This is a genomic window from Stenotrophomonas sp. (assembly GCF_050737575.1).
Classification (GTDB): domain Bacteria; phylum Pseudomonadota; class Gammaproteobacteria; order Xanthomonadales; family Xanthomonadaceae; genus Stenotrophomonas.
This window is the reverse complement of the sequence record NZ_JBOHXW010000003.1, coordinates 266386-288275: the sequence shown is the minus strand read 5'-3', so window position 1 is coordinate 288275 and position 21890 is coordinate 266386. Positions and strand designations below refer to the sequence as shown.

Annotated in this window: 19 protein-coding genes; 8 read left to right on the top strand and 11 right to left on the bottom strand. The window is 64.2% G+C overall.

The genetic code is table 11. The annotated features are described in order from the left end of the window. Positions 1 to 158: 158 nt before the first annotated feature. The 7 genes from ACREP4_RS07435 (at position 159) to hemF (ending at position 5731) form a co-directional block, all read left to right on the top strand. Entirely contained in the window at positions 159 to 746 is a 588-nt protein-coding gene (locus ACREP4_RS07435; RefSeq protein ID WP_431595539.1) for a hypothetical protein, read from the top strand. Between the two features lie 69 nt (positions 747 to 815). Beyond that, positions 816 to 1196 carry a hypothetical protein gene (locus ACREP4_RS07430; protein ID WP_431595538.1) on the top strand — a complete coding sequence of 127 codons (381 nt, stop codon included), beginning with the start codon at positions 816 to 818 and terminating at the stop codon, positions 1194 to 1196. 70 nt (positions 1197 to 1266) lie between these two features. After that, the gene (locus tag ACREP4_RS07425) at positions 1267 to 1806 is read left to right on the top strand and encodes a hypothetical protein (RefSeq protein ID WP_431595537.1); all 540 of its coding nucleotides are present in this window, start codon (positions 1267 to 1269) and stop codon (positions 1804 to 1806) included. A 351-nt stretch (positions 1807 to 2157) separates the two neighbouring features. Next, positions 2158 to 2580 (top strand): NUDIX hydrolase, encoded by a 423-nt coding sequence (locus ACREP4_RS07420; RefSeq protein ID WP_431595536.1) that lies wholly within the window; start codon positions 2158 to 2160, stop codon positions 2578 to 2580. A gap of 41 nt (positions 2581 to 2621) precedes the next feature. Next, positions 2622 to 3200 carry a hypothetical protein gene (locus ACREP4_RS07415; RefSeq protein ID WP_431595535.1) on the top strand — a complete coding sequence of 193 codons (579 nt, stop codon included), beginning with the start codon at positions 2622 to 2624 and terminating at the stop codon, positions 3198 to 3200. 25 nt (positions 3201 to 3225) lie between these two features. Then, complete coding sequence (locus ACREP4_RS07410) at positions 3226 to 4797, top strand: hypothetical protein (protein ID WP_431595534.1); 1572 nt, start codon at positions 3226 to 3228, stop codon at positions 4795 to 4797. A gap of 31 nt (positions 4798 to 4828) precedes the next feature. Next, positions 4829 to 5731 (top strand): oxygen-dependent coproporphyrinogen oxidase, encoded by a 903-nt coding sequence (gene hemF / locus ACREP4_RS07405; RefSeq protein ID WP_431595533.1) that lies wholly within the window; start codon positions 4829 to 4831, stop codon positions 5729 to 5731. A gap of 67 nt (positions 5732 to 5798) precedes the next feature. Here hemF and ACREP4_RS07400 read toward each other — a convergent pair whose 3' ends face one another. Continuing rightward, positions 5799 to 6281: a DUF421 domain-containing protein gene (locus ACREP4_RS07400; protein WP_431595532.1), complete on the bottom strand. Its 483-nt coding sequence runs from the start codon at positions 6279 to 6281 to the stop codon at positions 5799 to 5801. Between the two features lie 387 nt (positions 6282 to 6668). Beyond that, a complete protein-coding gene (gene polA / locus ACREP4_RS07395; protein ID WP_431595531.1) occupies positions 6669 to 9440 on the bottom strand; it encodes a DNA polymerase I in 2772 nt (923 codons plus the stop codon). A gap of 78 nt (positions 9441 to 9518) precedes the next feature. Here polA and ACREP4_RS07390 point away from each other — a divergent pair, with 78 nt between their 5' ends. Beyond that, the gene (locus tag ACREP4_RS07390) at positions 9519 to 9797 is read left to right on the top strand and encodes a DUF2782 domain-containing protein (RefSeq protein WP_431595530.1); all 279 of its coding nucleotides are present in this window, start codon (positions 9519 to 9521) and stop codon (positions 9795 to 9797) included. Between the two features lie 296 nt (positions 9798 to 10093). Here ACREP4_RS07390 and ACREP4_RS07385 read toward each other — a convergent pair whose 3' ends face one another. The 9 genes from ACREP4_RS07385 to ACREP4_RS07345 all read right to left on the bottom strand — a co-directional run bounded on the left by ACREP4_RS07385 (position 10094) and on the right by ACREP4_RS07345 (position 21848). Beyond that, positions 10094 to 10543, bottom strand: a complete 450-nt coding sequence (locus ACREP4_RS07385; RefSeq protein WP_431595529.1) for a universal stress protein — start codon at positions 10541 to 10543, stop codon at positions 10094 to 10096. A gap of 110 nt (positions 10544 to 10653) precedes the next feature. Next, entirely contained in the window at positions 10654 to 12846 is a 2193-nt protein-coding gene (gene uvrD, locus ACREP4_RS07380; protein ID WP_431595528.1) for a DNA helicase II, read from the bottom strand. 172 nt (positions 12847 to 13018) lie between these two features. After that, on the bottom strand, positions 13019 to 14395 hold the full coding sequence (locus ACREP4_RS07375; RefSeq protein ID WP_431595527.1) for an FAD/NAD(P)-binding protein: 1377 nt from the start codon (positions 14393 to 14395) through the stop codon (positions 13019 to 13021). A 153-nt stretch (positions 14396 to 14548) separates the two neighbouring features. After that, on the bottom strand, positions 14549 to 14716 hold the full coding sequence (gene rpmG / locus ACREP4_RS07370; protein WP_431595754.1) for a 50S ribosomal protein L33: 168 nt from the start codon (positions 14714 to 14716) through the stop codon (positions 14549 to 14551). Between the two features lie 10 nt (positions 14717 to 14726). Then, positions 14727 to 14963, bottom strand: a complete 237-nt coding sequence (rpmB, locus tag ACREP4_RS07365) for a 50S ribosomal protein L28 (protein WP_431595526.1) — start codon at positions 14961 to 14963, stop codon at positions 14727 to 14729. A gap of 330 nt (positions 14964 to 15293) precedes the next feature. Beyond that, positions 15294 to 15929: a cation transporter gene (locus ACREP4_RS07360; RefSeq protein ID WP_431595525.1), complete on the bottom strand. Its 636-nt coding sequence runs from the start codon at positions 15927 to 15929 to the stop codon at positions 15294 to 15296. Positions 15930 to 16396: 467 nt separating this feature from the next. Continuing rightward, complete coding sequence (locus tag ACREP4_RS07355; RefSeq protein WP_431595524.1) at positions 16397 to 19564, bottom strand: efflux RND transporter permease subunit; 3168 nt, start codon at positions 19562 to 19564, stop codon at positions 16397 to 16399. 32 nt (positions 19565 to 19596) lie between these two features. Continuing rightward, the gene (locus ACREP4_RS07350; RefSeq protein WP_431595523.1) at positions 19597 to 20571 is read right to left on the bottom strand and encodes an efflux RND transporter periplasmic adaptor subunit; all 975 of its coding nucleotides are present in this window, start codon (positions 20569 to 20571) and stop codon (positions 19597 to 19599) included. Further along, on the bottom strand, positions 20568 to 21848 hold the full coding sequence (locus ACREP4_RS07345) for a TolC family protein (protein WP_431595522.1): 1281 nt from the start codon (positions 21846 to 21848) through the stop codon (positions 20568 to 20570). Before ACREP4_RS07345 ends, ACREP4_RS07350 begins: the two co-directional genes overlap by 4 nt. Positions 21849 to 21890: the final 42 nt, after the last annotated feature.

Sequence of the window (21890 nt, the reverse complement as noted above, 5' to 3'; positions counted from 1 at the left end):
ATTCCATGCTCCCCCCGAGCACCCGCGAAATAAAATCCCATTAGATTCAAACAATTAGAAACCGTTTGAACTTCGTTTGCGCGCCATGAGGACGGCCGCCACCGCTTGCACTGACAGTTCCCTCGAACTTGCCCCCTACTGCGGGCATGGAGGGTTGCATGCAAGGCCGGATCATTCACTACAACGACGTCGAGGGCAAAGGGCTGATTGCCACACCCTTGCGTCAATGGCTGTTTCATATCGGCCAATGGCGTAGCGATGTCGCGCCGTCCCCCAATCAACGGGTGCGTTTACTGCTGCAGGATGATCGCCTGCTGGGCGTTGAAAGAGTCTCCTCTTTCGATCTGTTCCGCAGCTTCGTCCGCATCGGGGTCGACCGCTTGAGCTGGCCGGTGCTGATCACCCATGCGGCATTCGTGACGTCGCTCGTACTGGCTGTACCCAACGGAGACGCCGTGTTGGGCGCCCTTCCCGCCACGACCACTGCCCAGCTGTCGAGCCGCCTGCCATTGCTGCTGGCTTGCATGGCGCCGCTCCTGCCTCTGTTGTTCTGGCGACAGCGCTTGACGTGGCTGGCCCTGCTGCTGCCATTGGCGGCGGTGCTGTCTTGGCACTGGCCCTATCGCGACATTCAGTCCCTCACCGAGCTCGGTGCCGCGTTCTGGCTGCCGTTGAGCTGTTCGGCGATAGCGGCGGCGCTCGGGCTACGTCATCTATTCCATTCACCCCAAAGCGTGCAGCGCTGAGGCCTCGCCTTTCCGCCGTAACGCACCTTGTCCCTTGCCGACACCGCTATTTCCCCAGGAGCAAATACCATGAAGCACATCCCCATCACCCGTATGGTGGTCGCGGCCATGTTGCTGGCGGCCCCAGCCTTCAACGTCGCCGCGCAGCAGGACAACAGCGCCGTACTACAACGCCTCGCTGCCCTTGAAGCGCGGGTGGCCGCGCTCGAAGGTCGACCCACTGTTGCGTCCACGGCAAACGCGGCATGGCAGGACCCCGAAAAGTGGAAGCGTCTGCGCAAGGGCATGACCGAAAAAGAGGTCACCGACCTACTAGGGCCGCAGACCCGCGGGGATCGTCGTTCGGATGGTGCCACGGTCCTGCTGTACCTCGATCCCCTGAATATCCACCACGGGAGCGTGCATCTGATGCAGGACCACGTTTACCACTGGTCCGAGCCTGTTTTCTGAGCTTCTCCGGATGTGATACCCGTTCACGCCCTGCCCATCACCCCCATCAGTCAATCCGGAAATAGCCGAAATGGATAGTTCAACGCTCTTCTACTTGCTCCTCTCCCTCTTCTTCTTGGTTCTCTATCCGGCAGTGCTCGCCCTCATTGCCAAACTGAAAGGCCGGTCCTGGCTCGCATGGGGCGCAATTGGCGTCGCTTGCGCGCTGATTCCCGTCATCGGACTGATCGGCTGGGTGGTTTCAATCATCGTCCTGCTGGTCCGCCCTGCGGCAGGTACAGCCGGCGCCAGTCACGCCATGCCCCGAGACCTCAATGCCACCCACTGGCATGACAACATCGCCATCAATGCGCAGAACGGCAACGTGTGGTTGCGCGAGAAATCCGGCAGGGCAATCGTCGTCCATTCCTCGGACATCAAGAACCTCAACCATACCTGGGCCAGCAACAACAACGCACAGGCGTACAGAAACAGGCTGGAAGTGACCGTGAACAACCTGGATAAGCCTGTGTGGGTCATCGAATTCGATCGCCACAACGAAAGCTGGATCTACAAGGGGCGAAACAAGCAGGAAGCCAATGAATGGGCCGCACGCCTTTCGTCGCTTTGACAGACCTGCGTGTATTTTTCGCTGCAGTTTTCTACTGTGGAAAAGGGTATGCGCTCGGCTACCGGCTCTATATAAGCGCATCGTGACTCGCAACGTGCTGCGCAGGGAGAAGGTCGATTCCGGGGGAAGCTCGAACCGCTTCCCCAGCGCGGCGAGGTGATAGGGCTCGCGCGCCGATTGGCGCGCGAGAACTGTAGAGATGAGCAACAAGGTACAAATGGCACCTCACCATGAACTTGACGCATCACGCATCCGCCTCGCATCTTCCCTCGCAAGAAGAGCGGGAGAAACGCCGCCTTCGAGATTCAACCATTTCATGAATGTCCTTCCAAAGTTCCCGAATCCTCTGCTGTGACAATCCCCATCCGCATCGTTACCGCCGTCATCCTCGATGCACAGCAGCGTGTGCTGGTGGTGCGCAAACACGGCTCGGACACCTTCATCCAGCCCGGTGGCAAGCGCGAGCCCGGCGAAGCCGCGCTGCAGACATTGGCGCGTGAACTGCACGAAGAACTTGGCATCGCGATGGACCCGGACAGCGCACTGCCGCTGGGCACCTTCGAGGATGCCGCGGTCAACGAACCGGGCCGTCGCGTGCAGGGCGAATCATTTCTGGTGCAGACCGCAGGTAATCCGCGCGTGCAGGCCGAGATCTCCGAGCTGGCGTGGATTCCGCTGCAGCCGCCACACGGCGTGAAACTGGCCCCACTCAGCGCACGGCACACGTTGCCGGCAGCACACGCCGCCTTGGTCAAGGCTGGGAAAGCAGGCTGAATCCGGCGATAGTGCGCGCACTTCTCGCAACGTCACTCGCCGTGAAAGCACCCGAACTCCCCGCCGCAACCACGCCGCGCAGCTCAGCGGAAACCTTCGTCGACGTCACCGCCAAACTGTCGCTGGTGATGGCAGCGCTGGCCATCGCCTGGAGTCTTTTCCAGCTGGTAATGGTGGCCGTGCTGGAGCGCCTGGACCTGCTCGACTTCATGCAATCGCAAGGTCTTCCGGTGCCCGAAGCCTTCCGCTTCATCGATCAACACGCGCTGTCGTTGAGCGCGCTGATGCTGGTCGTGTCGGCGGCCTTCCTTGCGGTGTCCTGGGGCTTGTTCAAGCGGCGCGAATGGGGCCGGATCGGCTTCATCGTGTTTCTGGTGCTGGTCGCGTTGCTCAACTTCGCCAGCCTGCCGCTCATCCACTCCCTGTTTGCGAGCATGCAGGCCATGTTCCCCGCCGAATTCCTGCAGTCGGCAGAGGGCGCTGCATTCCGCACGCAACTGGATACCGGCAGGTGGCTGTCGCTGATCAGCAGCGCGGTCGCCGCGTTTGCATTCGCCGCGCTGCACGGCTGGTTGGTGATCAAACTGCAGCGGCCCGACGTGCGCGCCCGGTTCCATTGACCTCATGACTTCCCTGGTATCTGCAATGTTCACCCCTGTTTCCAGTCTCCGCCTGCTGCGCGGCCTCAGCGTTCTGTTGTCACTGATCGCATTGCCGGCGGCGGCCGCAACGTCGTTGGCCTGCGGCAGCTACAAGGAAGTCGATGGTTCCGCGCACTTCGTGATCGAAAGCCCACAGCACGCCGTTCGCACCTATGACGGCCAACCGCCGATCCACTACCTGATCCGCCAGCAGGCGCAGGTGCTGCATGTCGCCGATCTGTCCAATGGTTTCAGCGACGACTACACGATCAGCACCGACGGCAAGCGTATTGGCGCCACCTTGGCCGACTACGTGCTCGACGTACCAGCCCGCTGCAAGGCCGCCCCGCAGCCCGCCGCCGGCAGCTGCCGCGCCGACATCGACCACTGCATCACCGCTGCCAGCAGCGCCTCGCCGCAACAGCTGACGCAGTGGTGCCGCGAAGACCTGCCGTTCGCCTGCGAACGCCTGATCTCCGCCTACCAACGCCAGGCGCAGGCACAGCAGCAGGCCGCAACGCCGGATCCGGATCTGGAAGAACCCGAGGTCTGCAAGGAGACGTCACCGACGTTCGATGAGGACGCCTGCAGAACCGCCGCGCGCGAAGTGCTGGGGATCGCATTTGCCAAGTCCCTGCTCGGCAGCCTGAGCGGCGCCGCCGTGCCACTGGCCGACGCGCCGCTGGGTGAACTGCTGCAGCTGTGCCGCGCGCACCCCGACGCCAGCTTCTGCGACAAGGTGGCCGAAGCGCACTGGGACGCCGCCCGCTATGCGCAGGCAGCCGATGCACTGCAGCTGGCCTGCAAGGCCGGTGGCGACGATCACCTCTGCCAGCGCGCACACGGACTTGCCGCAATGTCGGCGGCCGACCTTGCGCCTGTGGCGGCCAGCACGCTGCCCTGCGGTGACTACACCGCCGCCACCGGCCTGATGAGTGAACTGTCCTTCGGCGATCAAGGCATCGTCGCCATGGGCTTTGGCAGCGAACTGCGCGCCCGCCTGGAGAATGACGTCGTCCACATCCGCCACGACAAAGGCGGCGATTTCGTGTTGAAGCCGCTGCGCAACGGCAGCCTGCTCGGCATCGACCAATGGAACCGCTACGCCGTCTATCAGCGCACCGGCGGTGCCGCCACCTGCAGCGCGCCCACCGTCTACGTGGAGCTGCCGCTGCCGCAGGACTGCCCCATCGGCCAGGACGCCCAAGCCTGTTGCGACAGCGGCAAACTGGCCGGCTGCAACGCCATGGGCCACCGCAAGGCACTGGCTGGCGATTGGCAAGCGGCCGCGCCGTATTACCTGAAGCTGTGCCAGGCCGGCGTGCGTGCCGGTTGCGAAAACCTGCGCTCGGTCTACGAGAACACCGGTGACGAGGATCTTCCCGGCAAGCTGCTGTCCGTGTGCAACCGCGACGGCAAAGGCACGCATGTGGCCTGTGATGTCTACGCCACCAGTAACTGGGCGTTGCTTGGCATGAGCATGCAGCTGCGTCGTGCGACAGAAGACGTCGATGACGAAGACGCGACCGAGACCGCGCCGGCTCCAGCCAGCACCCGCAAATCCTTCCGCAAGTAAGCCCGGCTCACGCCTGCGCTAGAGTACCCGCATGAACGAATTCGACCGCGTACGCGACTACCTCACCGATCTGCAGGACCGCATCTGCAGCGCCATTGAACACGCCGACGGCCAGGCCCGCTTCATCGAAGACCGCTGGCAACGTGCCGAGGGCGGCGGTGGCCGCACCCGCATCCTGCGCGACGGTGGCGTGTTCGAGCAGGCCGGCATCGGCTTCTCCGACGTGGCTGGAACGCGCCTGCCGCCATCGGCCTCGGCCAACCGCCCGGAGCTGGCCGGCGCCTCGTGGCGCGCCTGCGGCGTGTCGCTGGTGTTCCACCCGAGCAATCCGTACCTGCCCACCACGCATGCCAACGTGCGCTACTTCCAGGCTGAGCGTGACGGCGAAAAAGTCGCAGCCTGGTTTGGTGGCGGTTTCGATCTCACCCCGTTCTATCCGTTTGACGAAGACGTGCAGTACTGGCACACCGTGGCGCGTGATCTGTGCGCGCCGTTTGGCGACCAGCGTTACGCCGACCACAAGCGGTGGTGCGATGAGTATTTCTTCCTCAAGCACCGCAACGAAACGCGCGGTGTCGGCGGTCTGTTCTTTGATGACCTGCATGGCGACTTCGACACCGACTTCGCTTATCTGCGCGCGGTAGGCGATGGTTTCCTCGATGCGTATCTGCCGCTGGTGGAACGCCGCAAGGACACGCCGTATGGCGAGCGCGAACGCGAGTTCCAGCTGTACCGCCGTGGCCGCTACGTCGAGTTCAATCTGGTCTACGACCGCGGCACCTTGTTCGGCCTGCAGAGCGGCGGACGCAGCGAAAGCATCCTGATGAGCCTGCCGCCGCGCGTGCGCTGGGAATACGGCTATCAGCCGGAAGCCGCCAGCGATGAAGCACGACTGGCCGATTACCTGGTGCCGCGCGACTGGTTGGTCGAGTAATTCCGTAGTGCCGGGCCATGCTCGGCATGGTTGTGTCGGCAATGCCTCTGCCGAGCATGGCTCGGCACTACCGTTGGTCTTTCTTCAGGATGACGGTGATGTGCCCATTCGTCTCCAACAACGCCAGCTCCACATCGTCCACGTCATCGCTGCCGGCATCGCGCATGGCCTTGGCGAAATCGGCCTTGCTGACCAACTCGCGACGCAGCACGTTCTGCAGCACGTGACCGTGCCGTGCCAACACTACCGGCTCGCCTTCGACCATGCGTTCGATCGCGGGGCTGCGCGTGGTAATCCAGCCCACAAGGTAGTTCAACAAGATCAACGTGGCCGCCAGCAGCAAGCCGCCGCCGAGTGAGGTGTCCTTGCCCAGCAAGGCGTTCTGCACCGCGTTGCCCAGCAGCACCAGCAACAACATGTCGAAGGCGGTGAACTGGCCCAGCGCGCGCTTGCCCGCCACCCGCACCATCGCCAACACCACGACATAAACCACCACCGCGCGCAGGACGAATTCCCACCACGGCATCGACAGCGCGAACAGGTCCGGCATCGGTATCTCCCTGCATTCAATGCATCGCCGTGATGCTCGGCCAATTGCGATCAACGCCGTGCGACGGACCGTCGCGTGGAGCCGCCAAGCGAGGCTGGGCGGGTTCTCTTCACGCCAATAAAAAGCCCCGCCGACCAGGGGGGGGTCGACGGGGCCGGGGAGCGGGCATTTGGGGAGGAATCCCCGCTCCGAGATCTGCTCCAGGGGATGGGAGAGATCCGCGACAGGTATTGCGCCTGTCGGGGTCTATAACACCACCACCAACATTGATGGATCGTGAAGAATCCCTTTGCTTTCCCAAGGAATTAAGGAGGGATTCATCCCTGCAGAGCATCGCTGACAATGAATGCGCCAACGGCCCTATTCAGGGTGAATCTGGTCACAGTATCAATGCGCTTGGTCCCAATTTTCACCCACACCTGTATCCACCACCAAGGGGACACGCAGGGTCGCTGCGCCGGCCATGCGGGATTCCACCTCCGCGCGCAGCGTGTCGATGAAGTCCGTATTGGCCTCGAATACCAGTTCATCGTGTACCTGCAGGATCATCTTGGCCTGCTCGGCATGGCCGGCCAGCCAGCCATCCACGCTGACCATCGCCCGCTTGATGATGTCCGCCGCAGTGCCCTGCATCGGTGCATTGATCGCCGCACGCTCGGCACCGGCACGCAGGCCCTGGTTACGCGCGTGAATGTCGTTCAGATACAGACGACGACCAAACAGCGTTTCCACGTAGCCGTTTTCACGCGCCTGAACACGCATGCGCTCCATGAAGTCACGCACCGCCGGATAGCGGCTGAAGTACAGCGCCACGTAATCCTGCGCCTGGCCGCGGTCGATGCCCAGATTCTTGGCCAGACCAAACGCGCTCATGCCGTACATCAGGCCGAAGTTGATCGCCTTGGCGGCGCGGCGTTCGTTCGGCGTCACCTCATCCAGTTTGCGCCCGAACACTTCCGCCGCGGTGGCGCGGTGCACGTCGGCCCCTTGTTCAAAGGCGCTGATCAGGCCGGGATCTTCCGACAGGTGCGCCATGATCCGCAGCTCGATCTGCGAGTAATCGCAGGCCATCAATTTGCGCCCCGGCGGTGCCACGAAAGCCGTGCGGATGCGGCGGCCATCTTCGGTGCGGATCGGAATGTTCTGCAGATTGGGATCGGACGAAGACAGACGCCCGGTCGCCGCACCGGACTGGTGATAGCTGGTGTGCACGCGGCCGGTGTCGGGGTTGACCATCTCCGGCAGCTTGTCGGTGTAGGTGCTGCGCAGCTTGGTCAGGCCGCGATATTCCAGGATCACGCGCGGCAGTTCGTGCTGCTCGGCAATCGCTTCCAATGCTTCTTCGTTGGTGCTGGGCTGGCCCTTGGGCGTCTTTACCAGCGCCGGCAGGCCGAGTTCGTCGAACAACACCGCCTGCAACTGTTTGGGCGAATCCAGATTGAACGTGTGTCCGGCCATTTCGGTGGCCTTCTGCTGCGCGGCGAGCATGCGTGCGGACAGATCGCTGCTCTGCCGTTTCAGTTCCGCACTGTCGATGGCCACGCCATTGGCTTCAATGCGCGCCAACACCGGCACCAGCGGCATTTCGATTTCGCGGTACACCTTTTCCAGCGACGGCTCGGCCGCCAGCTGCGCAGACAACACACGATGCAGGCGCAGGGTGATGTCGGCATCTTCGGCGGCATAGGCGCTGGCTTCGTCGATGCCCACCTGCGAGAACGAAATCTGCTTTGCGCCCTTGCCGGCCACGTCCTCGAACTTGGTCGTGGTGTAGCCCAGGTAGCGCTGCGCCAGTGAATCCATGTCGTGGCGGGTCGCGGTGGAATTGAGCACGAAGCTCTCAAGCATGGTGTCGTCGTGATAACCACGCACATCAATGCCGTGACGGCGCAGCACGTGGATGTCGTACTTGCCGTGCTGGCCGAGCTTTTTCTTGTCGGCATCTTCCAGCAGCGGCTTCAGTGCGGCCAGCACCTGCGTCATCGGCAACTGCGCCGGTGCGCCCGGATAGTTGTGGCCGACCGGAATGTAGGCGCCCTTGCCCGGCTCCACCGACAGACTCACGCCGACCAGGTTGGCGCGCATCGCGTCCAGTGCGTCGGTTTCGGTATCGAAGGCGAATTCGTCGGCGTCGTGCAGGCGTTTTACCCAGGCCTGCAGTTGTTCGTCGGTGAGCACCGTTTCGTATTCGCCCTTGGCCGACAGGGCCGGGTCGGTTTCGATGGCGGGCGCGCTGTCGGCGGCCTTGGCGTAACCGGCGGCGGTGCCGCGCAGGCTGACCTTGCTGTCGTCGGTGGCCATCGCTGGGGTCACCCCGCCGCCCAGCTCACGCAGCGCCTGGGTGAAGCCGTAGCGGGCGTACAGGCCGCGCAGGGCGTCGGCATCCTGCTCGCGCAGCTTCAGGTCACGCGGGCCCTGGTCCAGCGCCAGATCGGTGCGGATGGTGACCAGGTCACGGTTGAGTTGCAGGCGCGGCAAGGCAGCGCGCAGGTTCTCGCCGATTTTGCCCTTCATGGTTGGCGCGGCGGCGATGACGCCGTCCAGATCGTTGTATTCGGCCAGCCACTTGGCGGCGGTCTTGGGGCCGCATTTTTCCACGCCGGGCACGTTGTCCACGGTGTCGCCCATCAGCGCCAGGTAATCGACGATCTGCTCGGCGCGCACGCCGAACTTGTCGATCACCGCCGCATCGGAATCGGTGCGGCTGCCGGTCATCGTGTTGACCAGCACCACGCCCGGGCGGACCAGCTGGGCGAAATCCTTGTCACCGGTGGAGATGGTCACATCCAGACCATCGGCCGCAGCGGCCAGCGCCAGTGTGCCGATCACGTCATCGGCTTCCACGCCGTCCACGCGCAGGATGTCGATGCCCAATGCCTGGACGATGTCGCACATCGGCTGTACCTGCGAACGCAGGTCGTCGGGCATCGGCGGGCGGTTGGCCTTGTACTCGGCGTACATCTCGTCGCGGAAGGTCTTGCCTGGCGCATCGACCACGAAGGCGACGTACTCGGGCTTCTCCTTCAACGTGGCGCGCAGCATGTTGACCACGCCAAACAGCGCGCCGGTCGGCTCGCCAGCGGCGTTGGTCAGCGGCGGGAGCGCATGGAATGCGCGGTACAGGTAACTGGAACCGTCAATCAGGACTAATCTGCTCATGCGCCGATTCTACGCGGCAGGCCACTCGCCTACCTCCACGGGCATAATCAAACCCACGTCTATTCAAGGAAACCCACCATGAAGCAGTTGCTGCTTATCCCCTTGCTGGCCCTGGCCGGTTGCGCCACCACCGGCGGCGGTGCGCCAGTAGACGTGAAGGGCGCCGATGTCACCCGCAAGGCGATGGACAACGGCGACACCATCGAGGAGTACCGCGTCGGCGGCACCCTGCGCATGGTCAAGGTGACCCCGGCCCGCGGCGCCCCGTTCTACATGTACGACCGCGACGGCGACGGCCGCATGGACAGCGACAAGGACGGCACCAAGCCGGTCTATTGGAAGCTGTATAGCTGGTGATGTACGGCAGCGCCGACAAAGTAGACACACGTCCCTTCTCCCGTGCGCGGAAGAAGGTGCCCCGAAGGGGTGGATGAGGGGCTTTACGCTTTACTGAACCGCTGCGGATGTTGAGCCGCTATATCGGCAACGCGGTTACGGCACTTACCCTCACCCCAACCCCCGCTCCGCGCCCCGGCCCTTGCGCTGACGCAAGGGCGTTCGATGGGCCGCAAACCGGTGGTTCGCGAACGGCCCGCCTCACCCCGCTCACGGGAGAGGGGCTTTAGGCAGAGGCAGAGCCAGAACCTCCAGCCTCAGCGAATCACCAGCACCGGCACGGTGCTGCGGGCCAGCACTTCGGCGGTCTGGCTGCCCAGCAGCACGCGGGTGACGCCGCGGCGGCCATGCGAGGTCATCACCACCAGGTCGCTGTTGCAGGCCGTGGCCGAGTCGATGATGCCGTCGGCGGCATAACGGTCGAGCACGTGATGGGCCAGCACGTTGGCGATGCCGGCCGCGTGTGCGGCTTCCACCGCCGGTTGCAGGATCTTCTGCGCGGCCGCCTCGCGATCCTTCTTGTACTCCGGACTGGCTTCGTAGCCGGCGCTCCAGCCCATCGCGTCGTACATGCCCACCGCCCACGGCTCGGACACGGTGACGATGTCGGCATGGGCGTCCAGCTGGGCCGCAAGCTCCAGCCCCTTCTGCAGGCCCTTGGCCGAAAGCTCGGAACCGTCGGTGGCAATCAGAATGCGCTTGTACATGGCTGTTCTCCTGAGGGAAGGGTTGTCAGTAACCATTGCACACCCGATGTTGCGGCCGTGCATTGAGCCGGATCAAACCACCCGCAGTCATCCAACGGCCGGCATGCCGACTACAGCACCGTCAGATTGGCGTACGCCATCACCAGCCACTTGCTGCCGGCGTCGGCAAACTCCACCTGCACACGCGCATGCGCGCCGTTGCCTTCGTAGTCGGTGACCATGCCTTCGCCGAACTTGGGATGCGTCACCAGCACGCCGAGCTTGATCGGTGGCGCTTCGATGGAGGCGTGGCCCATCACTCGGCTGCTGCCGAGCGATGCCGGGCGCGAGACCTGCACCTTGGGGCGCACTTCGTGCAGCAACTCACGCGGGATCTCGCGCAGGAAGCGTGACGGCAGGCTGTAGTTGTCCTGGCCGTGGATGCGCCGCGATTCGGCATAACTGAGCACCAGTTTCTGCCGCGCGCGGGTGATGCCCACGTAGGCCAGACGACGCTCTTCTTCCAGCCGTCCACTTTCTTCCAGTGAACGTGCGCTGGGGAACAGGCCTTCTTCCATGCCGGCCAGGAACACCAGCGGAAATTCCAGGCCCTTGGCCGAATGCAGCGTCATCAACTGCACGCCTTCTTCGCCCGCCTGCGCCTGGCCTTCGCCGGCTTCCAGCGACGCGTAGGACAGGAACGCCACCAGCTCGCTCATGTCCTCGGCACCTTCTTCGATGTCGTCATCGCGACGCACGAAGCGCGAGGCCACCGAAATCAGTTCGTCCAGGTTGTCGGTACGCGATTCCGAATCCAGCGCGTTGCGGCTTTCCTTGCTCCAGTGCTCACGCAATGCCGAACGCGTGAGTACATGTTCGATGCGCTCGGCCAGGTTCATCTCCGCGGTTTCGGAGGTGGCCTGCTGGACCAGGTTGATGAAGCCAGCCAACGCATTCTTCGCGCGCGAGGTGAGGTCGTTGCCCTGCGTGGCCAGCATCGACGCTTCCCACAGCGACAGCGCCTGCTGACGTGCGATGCGCCGCACTTCATCCAGCGTGCGATCACCGATGCCACGCGTCGGCGTGTTCACCGCGCGCTCGAACGCCGCGTCATCGTTGCGGTTGGTCATCAAGCGCAGGTAGGCCAGCGCATCCTTGATTTCAGCACGCTCGAAGAAGCGCATGCCGCCATACACGCGGTACGGCACCTGCTCGCTGAGCAGCACTTCTTCAAACGCGCGCGACTGGGCATTGCTGCGGTAAAGCACGGCGACATCGCCGTAACTGCCACCGTCACGCACCCACTGCCGCGCACGCTCGACCAGGTAACGCGCCTCGTCCATTTCGTTGTAGGCCGCGTACAGATCGATGGGATCACCATCGCCGCTGTCGGTCCACAGCTCCTTGCCGATGCGGTCCGGGTTGTGCGCGATGACCGCATTGGCCGCGCCCAGAATATTGGCGGTGGAACGGTAGTTCTGCTCCAGGCGCACGGTTTCGGCGCCGGGGAAATCCTTCAGAAAACGCTGCACGTTTTCGACCTTGGCACCGCGCCAGCCGTAGATGGCCTGGTCGTCGTCGCCCACCACGAACACATGACCACTGTCGCCGGCCAGCACGCGCACGAAGGCGTACTGGATGGCGTTGGTGTCCTGGAACTCGTCCACCAGAATTTCGCGGAAACGGGCGCGGTAATGCGCCAGCAGGCCCGGGTTGTCGCGCAGCAGTTCATGCGCGCGCAGCAGCAGTTCGGCGAAATCCACCAGCCCGGCGCGGTCGCAGCGCTCCTGGTAGGTGATGTACGCCTGACGCATCGTTTCGCCCCACTGATCGTGCGGCTCGGGCTGGATGTGCTGCGGGCGCCGGCCCTCATCCTTCTGCGCGTTGATCCACCACATCACCTGCTTGGGCGGGTATTTGCTGTCGTCCAGTTCCAGCTGCTGCACCACGCGCTTGATCAGCCGCAGCTGGTCGTCCGAGTCCATCACCTGGAAGGCTTCGGGCAACTTCGCTTCCGGCCAATGCAGACGCAGCAAACGGTGCGCCAGGCCGTGGAACGTGCCGATCCACATGCCACGGCTGCCCTTGGGCAACTGCGCATCAATGCGGTGGCGCATTTCACCGGCCGCCTTGTTGGTGAAGGTCACCGCGAAGATGCCGTGCGTGGGCACCTCGAACACTTCATTGAGCCAGGCAATGCGGTGAATAAGCACGCGCGTCTTGCCGGAACCGGCGCCGGCAAGAATCAGGTGGTGACCAGGAGGCGCGGAAACGGCCTCGCGCTGGGCTGCGTTCAGCCCGTCGAGAAGGTGGGAAACATCCATCGGCGCATTTTAGCTGCCAACGCGGATAAACGCCCCTGTGATGGCGCGCCCTGCGCGATGGACGAGGCGTGATCTGCAGCAACGCAGCCACGCTCCACTGGAGCGCTGCCGATAAGGGCGCTGCCGAGCATGGCCCGGCACTACCGATGTGTCCGGTCGGGCGCGGTGCTGATTACAGAAATGCGGCGGCAGCATTGGCCGCCTGCGCCCGCAATTCAGGAATGGCCAAACTCTCCCACAGCCGCCCGATGCGCAGACTGCCCAGCACCTGCACGCGCGGCTCGGTGTTGCCGTCTGCATCAATCAGGCTGCCATCGGGCGCACTGTCGATACCCATGCCGTGCGGGCCCGGGCGAGCAAGGCCGCTGCCCAGCAACTGCTGCAGCAGGGCATTGCGCATGGCCTGCGCACGCATCTCCACGCCGGTGGCGTTGATGACGTACTGCACGTCCAATTGAAACGGGTGGCGGCGCTTGTCCAGGGCGGTGATCTGGATGCAGGCGCCATCGGCAAACGCGGTTTCCAGCCGGCCACGGTGCAACTGCAGCTGTCCTTGCTGCTGCAGCTCCATCAGCTGCGCATGCACCGAGGCGGCGATGCGATGCCGGTGCACGTCCCAGTAACGCACCACATGCCGCAGGAAGCGGCGCTGGTCATCAAAGGACAGCGTCTGCCACAGCGCCTGCCCCATCGGGCGGATGCGCTCCATCACGTTCTGCCACGGAATGCCGCGTTCGGCCGCCTCCGCCGCATGCCGACGCAAGGCATGCAGGCGCTGGCGCAGATCCATCTTCAGCAACGGCTCGGGATCGTAGTCCGCCGCCGGCCCCTTGGCATGCGGCAACGGCAACAGCGCATGACGCGACACCACATGAATGCGTCCGCGATGACCGATGGCCCGCAGCGACACCACGGTGTCGGCCATGCTCAGGCCGGAACCAATGATGGCGACATCAGCCGTGCCGGCAATGGCACGCACGGCATCGAAATCCCAGGCTTCCACGCGCTTGCCCTCCGGCAATGAACCGGCACCACGTGCAGGTAGCGGACGCAGCGCATTGCCCGAAGCCAGCACCACGCGCAGCGCGCGCAGCGATTGGCCCGACGCCAGGGTCAACTGAAAACCGCTGACATCACGGTCCACCGCCTGCACACGCTCGGCACGGATATCCAATTGCGCGGCGCTGGCTTGCACCGCCTGTTGCAGGCGATGGCGCAGGTAATCAGCGAAGTGACTGCGCGGCACGAATTGCGTGGCCAGCGTGTCGCGCTCAACGCCGGGGAAGGCCTGCACTTCCAGCAGGTAATCGAGGAAGTCCTCGACCTTGTCCGGGAAGCCGCCCATTTTGCCGGCCGGCACGTTGAGCAGGTGTTCGGGATAACGGGTGGCATAGGCCACGCCGCGCGCCAGGGGCAGCGACGGCTCAAGGATCAGCACCCGCAACGGCTGCTGCGCACCACGCAGCACACCAATGGCAGTAAGTACGCCGGCAGCACCGCCGCCGATGATGGCCACATCACACGGCCCGGAAGGATCAATCACGCTCATTGGCCCGATTGTAGGCGATGCCGCGTAATCAGCTGATGCCCCTGGCGCATGTGCTCATGGGCGATGCGCCATTGCTTTTTCACACCGCTGAAACACAAAACCCGCCTTTCGGCGGGTTTTGCTTGGAACGGTAAATCAGGCAATCCGGAGGGATTACTTGATCTTGCCTTCCTTGTACAGAACGTGCTTACGAACAACCGGGTCGTACTTCAGGAATTCCATCTTCGCCGGGGTGTTCTTCTTGTTCTTGTCGGTCGTGTAGAAGTGGCCAGTGCCGGCCGAGGAAATCATACGGACCTTATCGCGCTTACCTGCCATGATCGTTTACTCCTCAGACCTTTTCGCCGCGGGCACGCAGCTCAGCCAGAACGGAATCAATACCGTTCTTGTCGATGGTGCGCAGTGCATGCGCGGAAACACGAAGCTTGATCCAGCGGTTCTCGCTGGCAACCCAGAAACGACGCTCGTGCAGGTTGGGCAGGAAACGACGACGGGTCTTGTTGTTGGCGTGCGAGACGTTGTTACCCGTCTGCACTCCCTTGCCGGAAACTTGGCATACGCGGGACATTGCGCACCTCGGTAATGTTGATGACTTCCTTAGCCAGGAAGACGGCGGCCCCGGCGGTTACCCGCCACGCGTCATGGGAATCAAAGGGTTACGCTGTCGAGGGTGGGCCGGATGACGTGTTCCCGGCCACCGATCCGGAGGTTTCCGGACACAGCGAGCCGGCAATTATGCAGGCGCGCGCGCTTCAGTGCAAATCCAATCGACCAGCAGGCTCATTCAGCCGCGAACGACAGCGTCCGCCGCCAGCGCAGCGGCTGGTTGGCCGATCCGGGTCGACTGAAAACAAAGGCAGACAGTCCCGTTCATGCAAGTGAAATCACGGGTGAGTGGCTACTGAGGCTGAACGCCCTTGGCCACCTGCAGTTCCCGCCACGCGGCGCGGGCTACGCGCCAGGCCGAGCGCAGAAACAGCAGCAACAAGGCCAGGCCGATCAGCAGATCCGGCCAACCGGCACCAAACAGCCACACGGCCAATGCCGCCAGCACCACGGCGCCACCTTCGTACACGTCGTTCATCGAACACGCCCACGCTGACGCCAGGTTGATGTCGCCCTGCCGGTACGGCCACAACAAGCGCAGGCACAGCAGGTTGGCGGCCAGATTCAGCAGTGCGGCAATGCCCATGCTCTCGAACAAGGGCAGATGGGGATGCGCCAGTTTCCAGCCGATGCCCACTGCCACGGCGATGGCCGCGCACAGGATGAACAGCGCTTTGAGCAGCGCCACGCGCGCCTTGGCGGCGAGGCTGGCGCCGACCACGGCAATGCTCAGCGCGTAGGTCAGCGCATCGCCCAGATTGTCCAGGCTGCCGGACAACAAGGACGCCGAGCCGCTATGCCAAGCGGCGAGCATCATCATCACGAACGTGAGCAGGTTGATCGTCAACACCTGATACAGCACGCGCCGCTGCCGCGCCTGCATGCGTTCGACTTCCAGGGTTTTGCCGCAGCCGCAACAGTCGCTCATTGGGGTTCCGAAATTTTCGTCGCGGCCATTGTCGCGCTGAAATGGAGGCGGGTGCAGATGCAATGTGTTGACGCTGGACTGGGCGCTGATTGTTGTTGGTTGAATGAAAGCGCCAAGAGCCCCCTCACCCCAACCCCTCTCCCGCAGGCGGGAGAGGGGCTTGAGAATCTTTGGCTGGGTCGAGCCGTTGTTGGCCGAATGAATGCGCCAAGAGCCCCCTCACCCCAACCCCTCTCCCGCAGGCGGGAGAGGGGCTTGAGAATCTTTGGCTCGGTCGGGCCGCTGTTGGCCGCATGGATGCGCCAAGAGCGCCCTCTCCCCAACCCCTCTCCCGTAAAGGGAGAGGGGCTTGAGAATCTTTGGCTCGGTCGGGCCGTTGTTGGCCGAATGGATGCGTTAAGAGCGCACTCTCCCCAACCCCTCTCCCGTAAAGGGAGAGGGGCTTCATGCGGAGCAAGGGCTTCGCGCTACTGCGCTTTGCGGTGCAGCCAGCGGTACAGCACTGGGAGCAGCAGCAGGGTCAGTAACGTGGAGGAGACGATGCCGCCGATCACCACGGTGGCCAGCGGCCGCTGCACTTCCGAGCCGGCGCCGACATTGAAGGCCATCGGCACGAAGCCGAGTGAAGCGACCAGTGCGGTCATCAGCACCGGGCGCAGGCGGCCGAGGGCGCCTTCGCGGACGGCTTCGTTCAAGGGTCGTCCGGCCTCACGCAAATGCCGCACGAAGCTGATCATCACCAAGCCGTTGAGCACCGCCACACCAGACAATGCGATGAAACCCACGCCGGCCGAGATCGACAAGGGAATGCCACGCAATGCCAAGGCCAACACGCCGCCGGTGAGTGCCAACGGCACGCCGCTGAAGACGATGGCGGCGTCCTTGGCCGAACCGAATGCCCAGAACAGCATCGCGAAGATCAACACCAAGGTCACCGGCACCACTACTGCAAGGCGCTGGCTGGCCGAGATCAGTTGCTCGAAGCTGCCGCCGTATTCCACCCAGTAACCGGCCGGCACCTTCACTTGCGTATCCACCGCGTTCTGCAACTCGGCGACAAAGCTGCCGAGGTCGCGGTCACGCACGTTGGCGGTGACCACGATGCGGCGTTTGCCGTTGTCGCGGTTGATCTGGTTTGGCCCTTCGCTGGATTCAATGCGGGCCAGTTCGCGCAGCGGCACGGTGCGTGCGTCGCCGCTGCGCCAGCCGCCAGCACGACTGGATTCATCGGCGCTGTCCTGCGCCAATGCGGGTTCCAGCGAAACCGGAAGATCGGCCAGGGCCGCCGGATCCTGGCGCAGCTTTTCCGGCAGACGCACGACGATGTCGAAACGTCGGTCGCCCTCGAACAACTGCCCCGCCACGCGCCCGCCGACCGCGGTGGAAACGGTGGATTGCAGTTGCCCGGGATTGAGCCCGTAACCGGCCAACGCCCTGCGGTTCGGGGTGATGGTCAACAGCGGCAGGCCGCTGGTTTCCTCCAGCCGCACGTCGGCTGCGCCGGGCACTTTCGTTGCGACCTCGGCAATGCGCTGGCCGACTTGCGCCAGCGTTTCCATGTCGTCGCCGAACAACATCACCGCCACGTCGGCACGCACGCCGGAGATCAGCTCGTTCATGCGCATCTGGATCGGCTGGGTGAACTCGTAGTTGTTGCCCGGCAATTCTTCCACCGCCGATTCGAGTTCGGCCAGCAGCTGTGCGCGCGGCTTGCGTGGATCGGGCCACTGCTTGCGCGGCTTCATCATGATGAAGGTGTCCGCGACCGATGGCGGCATCGGGTCGGAGGCGACTTCTGGCGTGCCGATCTTGGAGAACACCTTGTCCACTTCGGCGAACTGCAACAGGCGCGCTTCCACCTGCGTCTGCATCGTCACCGATTGGGTGAGGCTGGTGCCGGGAATGCGCATGGCGTGCATCGCCACGTCGCCTTCGTCCAGGTTGGGCACGAACTCACTGCCCAGGCGCGTGGCGAGCACGCCGCACACGATCACCAGCAACGCGGCACCGGCCACGGCCCAGCGGCCACGCCGCAGCACGGTATCAAGCAGCGGCTCGTAGCGACGGCGCAACCACGCCATCAAGCGGTTCTCTTTCTCCTCCACGCGGCCGCCGAGGAACAACGCAATCGCCGCCGGCACGAAGGTCAGCGCCAGCACCATCGCGCCGGTCAGTGCCAACACCACGGTGATCGCCATCGGATGGAACATTTTTCCTTCCACGCCGGTCAGCGCGAAGATCGGCAGGTACACCGCAGTGATGATGCCCAGGCCGAACAAGCTGGGGCGGATGACTTCGGCGGTGGCGCTGGCGGTTTCGGCGAAGCGCTCCTCGCGTGTCATCGCCCGGCCCAGTGCATGCGTGCGTTCGCCAAAGCGGCGCAGGCAGTTCTCGATGATGATTACCGCGCCGTCGACGATCAGCCCGAAGTCCAACGCGCCAAGACTCATCAGATTGGCCGACACACCACCGCGCGCCATGCCGGTGAGCGTGAACAACATCGCCAACGGAATCACCGCCGCGGTAATCAGCGCCGCGCGGAAATTCCCCAGCAGCAGGAACAGCACCACGATCACCAGCAATGCGCCTTCCAGCAGATTCTTGGCGACGGTCTGGATGGTGCGATCCACCAACGCGGTGCGGTCATAACTGGCGGTGACGGTGACGCCTTCCGGCAAGCTGCGTTGCGCCTGCTGCAGCTTTGCTGCCGCGGCCTGCGCCACATCGCGACTGTTGGCGCCAACCAGCATCACCACCGTGCCCATCACCACTTCGTGGCCGTTCTGGGTCGCCGCGCCGCTACGCAGCTCCGGGCCTTCGGCCACGGTGGCGACGTCATGCACATGGATCGGCACGCCCTCGCGACGCGCCAACACGATGTTGCCGATCTCTTCCAACCCCGCGACCTGGCCGGGCACACGCACCAGGAACTGCTGACCATTGCGCTCGATATAACCGGCGCCGACGTTCTGGTTGTTGCCCTCCACCGCATCGGCGACATCATCCAGGGTGAAGCCCAGCGCACGCAGTTTTGCCGGGTCCGGAGTGATGTGGATCTGCCGCTGGTAACCGCCAATCGTGTTGACCTCGGTGACGCCGGGCACGTTGCGCAGCTGCGGCCGCACCACCCAATCCTGCAGCGTGCGCAGATCGGTGGCGGTGTACGCCGTGCCGTCCGCCTTGCGCGCCTTGGGATCGGCGTCGATGGTGTACATGAAGATCTCGCCCAGGCCGGTGGAAATCGGCCCCAGCTGCGGATCGAGCCCTTCGGGCAATTGCGATTTCACCTGTTGCAGGCGCTCGGCCACCTGCTGTCGGGCGAAGTACAGATCGGTGCCATCCTTGAACACCACCGTTATCTGCGACAGCCCGTAACGCGACAGCGAACGCACCTGCTCAAGTTTGGGCAGGCCTGCCATCACCGTCTCCACCGGGTAGGTGATGCGCTGCTCTGCTTCCAACGGCGAATAACCTTCGGCCGCCGTGTTGATCTGCACCTGTACATTGGTGATGTCAGGTGTGGCGTCGATGGACAGGCGGGTGAAGCTCCAGCTGCCGATGGCGATCAAGGCCAGCGTCAGCGCCATCATCAACCAGCGATGCGCGATGGCCGCGCGGATGATGCGCTCAAGCATGGCGCGGCCCTCCGTGTGCGGTGCGGCGGCGATCAATGTTCATGCGCCGCTCCCGCCTTGCCGATATCGGCCTTGACCACATAGCTCTGCTCGACGACGACCTGCTCGCCCAACTCAAGCCCGGCTTTGACTTCGACCTTGGACGCATCGCGTGCGCCCAGCGTCACCGGTCGTGCGGTGTAGGTTTCGCCATCACGCACGAACACCACGTCGCGGCCTTCCAGCGTCTGCAATGCCGACAGCGGCACCACTTTCTCCGCCGGCTGCATCGCCACGACAATGCGCGCGGTGACGGCTGCACCTGGTCGCCACAGGCCGTCTTCATTGCGCACGCTGGCACGCGCCACAGTGCTCTGGCTGGCGGTGGCGGTGCCCGGCAGCACACGTTCCAACGTGGCGCTCTGACTGACGCCATCGGTCATGCGGGTGATGGTGACCGGCACGCCCGCGGTGATGTGCTGGGTGTCGGCGCCGAAGATATGCAGGTCCACCCACAACTCGGACAAGTCGCCGATCTCGAACAACGCAGTACCTTCGCCAGCCACTGCACCGATCTGCGCCTGCCGCGACAACACCACACCGCTGATCGGCGCGCTGATGCTGTAGGTGGTCAGGCTGAGGTTGCTGTCGATGCTGGCCAGCGGCTGGCCGGCGCGTACGCGGTCACCGACGTTTGCACGCAGTGCGCGGATCGGCCCGGGGAAGCGTGCGGTCACCTGTGCGACGCGGCCATCGACCGGCGTCAGCAAGCCTTGTACTTCGTGCTCGTCGGCAATGGTGCCGGCCTGCACCGGGGCGCTGACGATGCCGGCCTGCGCGGCCATCTCGGTCTTGATGGTGGTGCTGTCGGTGTCAGCCTCGCCTTCGTCGTGTGCGTGGCCGTCTTCGTCGTGGCCGGCTTCTTCTTTCTGCGGCGTCGCAACTTCGGCGGGCTTCTCGCCGCCGCAGGCGCTCAGCGTCAAGGTCAGCAGCACGGCGAGGATGGCGGTGAAAGGGGTGCGGCTCATCGTGCGTTCTCCACGGCAACGGTGGCGTCTTCGGCGGCCATCGACTGGCCGGTGAGACGCTGGATTTCAATCAGGGCGGTGTGTGCGGCGATGGCCGACTCCAGCTGACGCTGGCGCGCTTCGATGCGCATGGCCTGCAGTTGCGCCCACTCCATGTAACTGGCGGCACCGGCGCGCCACGCCTGCTCGGCAGCGCGCTCGGCTTTCTGCAGCTGCGGCAGCACATCGCGGTTCATGCGTTCTACTTCCAGGCGCGCGCCGGCATAACGGCCATGCGCTTCGGCCAGCGTGGCGTACAGCTGCTGCTGACGCGCTTGGCGCTCATACGGGAGCAAGGCGAGATTGGCTTCGGCCTCGCGGATTTCCGGTGCGGCGCGACGCACGCTGCCCAACGGAATACTGAAGCCCGCGACCATCGACGTAGCGCTGTCGGCACGGTTGTTGCGCACGCCGACCTGCCAGTTCCAATCGGGCCTTGAGGACGTACGCGCCAGTTGCAACTGCGCCTCGCGGATGCGTTGTTCGCCGAGCAGTTCGGCCAGTTCCGGCGCACGCTGCAACTCGTCGGCAAGTACATCGAATGGGCGCACTGCAGGCAATTGCAGCGCGTTGCCGGTGACAGCGGTGAAGTCAGCCTTGCGTTCGCCCCACAATGCGGCCAACGACAGGCGTGCAGATGCGGCTTCCTGGCTGGCGCGATCACGGTCCAGCTCGGCCTGGGCCAGCATTGCCTGCGCGGTGAACAACACCGATTCCGGCGATGCACCGGCTTGCAGGCGCAGGCGGGCGGCGCTCACTGCGCGGCGACGCTGTTCGATATCGGTCATGGCGATATCCAGCGCGGACTGCGCGTGGGCCACGTCCAGATAACGACGCGCGGTTTCGGCGAGCAGATCCAGACGCGCGATGGCACGCTGCGGCGCCAGTGCATCGATACCGGCTTGAGCCAGCAACCGACGCGCATCCAGCTTGCCGCCGCGCTCCAGCACACCGGACAGGCTCACCGTGGCTTCGGCACCCTGCACGCCACGGGCATCGCCGCTGCCGAGCAGGTTCTCCAATTCGACGCCCACTTCCATCGGCGGCCGCAGCACGGCCGCATCGCGACGCGCTTCCAGCACCGGGCGCTGTGCATCGAGCAGGCGCAGGTCGGGGTGATCAAGGGCAACGCGGGCAACGGCCGCGTCGAGGGTCAACGGTACAGCGGGCACAGGTTCGAGCGCGTACACGCGCGGAACCAGCGCAAAGGCAGCCATCGCCGCCAGGCGCATCCACATGGGAAATCTCCAGATAACAGGTGCAGACGTGGGAACCGGCCA